Genomic DNA, 3453 nt, shown 5'->3' on the forward strand with positions numbered 1-3453 from the left:
CCTTCCTCGCCATGAAGATCACCTTCATCAACGAGATCGCCGACCTTTGCGAACAGATCGGTGCGGACGTGCAGAAGGTTGCCAAGGGCATCGGCATGGACAAGCGCATCGGCGACAAGTTCCTGCATGCCGGTCCCGGCTACGGCGGCTCGTGCTTTCCGAAGGACACGCTTGCGCTCGTCAAGACCGCTCAGGACTACGACAGCCCGATGCGCCTGATCGAAACCACCGTCGCGATCAACGACAACCGCAAGCGGGCTATGGGCCGCAAGGTCATCGCCGCTTGCGACGGCAGCGTCCGCGGCAAGAAGATCGCCGTCCTCGGCCTGACCTTCAAGCCGAACACCGATGACATGCGCGATGCGCCGTCGATCACCATCGTTCAAGCCTTGCTCGACGGTGGGGCCACGGTTCATGCCTATGATCCGGAAGGCATGGAAGCCGCCAAGGAAATGCTCGGTCCGGTCACCTATGGCAAGGATCCATACGAGATCGCTGAAAGCGCCGACGCGATCGTGATCGTTACGGAATGGGATGAATTCCGCGCCCTCGACTTCAAGCGCCTGAAGACGACGATGAAGAACCCTGTCGTCGTGGATCTGCGCAATATCTATCCCGTCGGCGAAATCACCCGTCATGGCTTCAGCTACTTCGCCGTCGGGAAGAAGACCGAGAAGAGATAGAGAATGCACTATTTCATAACAGGCACCGCAGGCTTCATCGGCTTTCACCTTGCGCGGCGCCTGTTGCAGGACGGGCATCGCGTCACCGGTTTCGACGGCCTGACGCCCTATTACAATGTCAAGCTGAAGCACATGCGGCACGCAGCTCTGGCGCAGTTCCCCGCCTTCAAGCCGGTCATCGCCATGCTTGAAGATCAAAAGGCCCTCGCGGATGCGGTCAGCGCGGCAAAGCCGGATATCCTGATCCACCTCGCCGCCCAGGCCGGGGTTCGTTACAGCCTCGAAAATCCGCGTGCCTATCTCAGCTCGAATGTCGAAGGCTCGTGGAACATCCTTGAGCTTTCAGAGCGCCACAAGGTACAGCATCTGATGCTGGCCTCGACATCGTCGATCTATGGTGCGAATCCGTCCGTTCCCTTCCGCGAGACGGATAGGGCCGATGAGCCTTTGACCATCTATGCCGCGACGAAGAAGTCGATGGAACTGATGGCGCACAGCTACGCGCATCTCTACAACGTGCCGACCACCGCCTTCCGCTTCTTCACGGTCTATGGTCCCTGGGGCCGCCCGGACATGGCGCTCTTCAAGTTCGTGAAGAGTATGCTGGAGGATCAGCCGATCGAAATCTACGGTGAAGGCAAGATGAGCCGCGATTTCACCTATATCGACGACCTCGTGGAAGCGATCGTCCGGCTTTCCGGCGTTGCGCCCTCGGAGGAGAACCGCGTTGCCGACGAGAAGGTCGAGACGTTGTCGCATCAGGCACCGTTCCGCATCGTCAACATCGGCGGCGGTCAGCCTGTCAGCCTGATGGACTTCGTCGAGACGGTCGAAAAGGCGCTCGCGAAGCCGGCGCAGCGCAAGATGCTGCCGATGCAGAAGGGCGATGTGCCGCGCACCTTCGCCAGCCCGGACCTACTTGCCGCCCTGACCGGTTACAAGCCGGACACGACGCTGGAAACCGGCGTCAGAGCCTTTGTGGAATGGTATCTGGAAGCCCGCCGCGAGCTGGAGCCGTAATCGCTAGAGCCGTCCTGCCGCGCCTGGTTTGACCTCGATCCGGCTCGCCGGCGAAATAAGCTGGTCGATCTCCACCGCAGAAACCGGAGAGCCGAGCGCAAAGCCTTGGAGCGTGTCGCAGCCAAGCCGGGCCAATGCTTCAGCATGCCCCTCGGTCTCGACGCCCTCCGCGATCACGCCGACATTGAGCGCCTTCGCAATGTCGATGATCGAACTGACGATTCGGTACTGCTCCTCGGATTCGACGACATCGATCACCAGCTGGCGGTCGAGCTTCAGCCGCTTCGGGCGCAGCCGCGCCAGACCGATCAGCGAGGCATGCCCCGAACCGAAATCATCGATCTCGATGTCGATGCCCATCTGCTTGATTTGATCGATGTTGCGCAGCAATCTGTCGTCGGGGTCATCGAGAAAAATCGTCTCCACCAGCTCGAAAGCAAATTGCCCGGGAGGAATTTCCATTGCCCGAAGGCTATCCAGTAGCGTCGGGTCGAAGAGCCGCGGGCCGGAGATATTCACCGCTATACGTGGAACAACCGCCCCCCGGCGCAGCCAGTATTTGCGATCTTCCAGAGCCCTTTTCAGGATTGCGGCATCGATATCGGCCAAAAGGTCACTTCCAGCCGCAACATTCATGAATACGGCGGGTGATAGCAGGCCTTTTTCCGGGTGAAGCCAGCGGGCAAGCGCTTCAAGACCTGAAATCTCACGCGTCTTGGCGTCGAACTGCATCTGGTAGTAAGGAATGATCTCGCCGCGCTCCAGCCCGCGCTTTAACTCCTCGGCGAGGTGGCGTTTGCTCAGCAAGTCATCCTGCAGCTGCCGGGAAAAGAATTCTATGCGGTTCAACCCGGATTTCTTGGCCTGATAAAGCGCCAGATCGGATTCCGCGAACAGATTACGCGTTCGCCGGCCAGCACTCCATGATACGCCGACCGTGGCGCCAGATTGCAGCAATTCGTGACCGAAGCGTATCTTCTTGCGCAGGCGCTGCTGGACATCCGCCGCAATGCGCCTGAGCGCTTCGACCGTTCCGAAATTCCACAGCAGGATCACGAACTCGTCGCCGCCGACGCGCGCAGCCATGCTATTTGCTGGGATGGCGGCGGTGATCCGCAGTGCTGCCGCACGCAGCACGCCGTCGCCAGCCGCATGACCATAGCTGTCATTGATCTGCCTGAACTGATCGAGATCAAGATGAAGGACCGCGAGCGTCGAGATCGACTTGTCGGCCTGCAGGGCAGCGAGCCGGTTATCAAACAGGCGCCGGTTGGGCAGCCCGGTCAGGTAGTCGTGCTCGGATGCATATTCGATGCGCGCATTGCTTTCTTCGAGCGCCCTTGCGTTCGCTTCAGCAACCTGCCGCTGACGCTCCACCTCGGCATTCAGCAGCACGTCAGCCGTGACGTCCCATTCGGCGCCGATGAAGGAGGGAGTGCCCTCCTCGCTGACGTAAAAATGGCCGCGCGAACGCAAATGCCGGATTTCACCATTCGGCAAAATGATGCGGAATTCGGAATTGTAAGGACCGCGCCGGGCAACCGCCTCGTCGAACTCATCCACTGCCCGCCGTAGGTCTTCCGGATGAATGGCGTCCATCCAGAGTGATGCCGGAATGACCCGCATGCTCAGGCCGGTCTGGTAGAGCCGGTGCATCTGCGCGTCCCAGAAAATCTCATTGGTGCGCACATTATGGTCCCAAACGCCGATCTGCGACGCGTCGAGCGCGAGCTCGAGGCGCCTCAGGAGA

General features: G+C 60.1%; 3 protein-coding genes. 2 read left to right on the forward strand and 1 reads right to left on the reverse strand.

From position 1 onward, the window contains the following. Positions 1 to 683: UDP-glucose dehydrogenase family protein (locus ACPYOJ_RS34045; RefSeq protein WP_481420178.1), on the forward strand; the 683-nt coding region annotated here is incomplete at its 5' end. 3 nt (positions 684 to 686) lie between these two features. After that, positions 687 to 1703 carry an NAD-dependent epimerase gene (locus tag ACPYOJ_RS34050; protein ID WP_481420179.1) on the forward strand — a complete coding sequence of 339 codons (1017 nt, stop codon included), beginning with the start codon at positions 687 to 689 and terminating at the stop codon, positions 1701 to 1703. A 3-nt stretch (positions 1704 to 1706) separates the two neighbouring features. Here ACPYOJ_RS34050 and ACPYOJ_RS34055 read toward each other — a convergent pair. Then, on the reverse strand, positions 1707 to 3453 hold a 1747-nt coding region (locus ACPYOJ_RS34055), incomplete at its 5' end, for a putative bifunctional diguanylate cyclase/phosphodiesterase (RefSeq protein ID WP_481420180.1).

The sequence above is a fragment of the Rhizobium sp. SVR5-9E genome (assembly GCF_056755095.1).

Coding starts and splice junctions, on each gene's coding strand:
- ACPYOJ_RS34050 (WP_481420179.1), top strand. CDS start 687: ATGCACTATTTCATAACAGGCACCGCAGGCTTCATCGGCTTTCACCTT.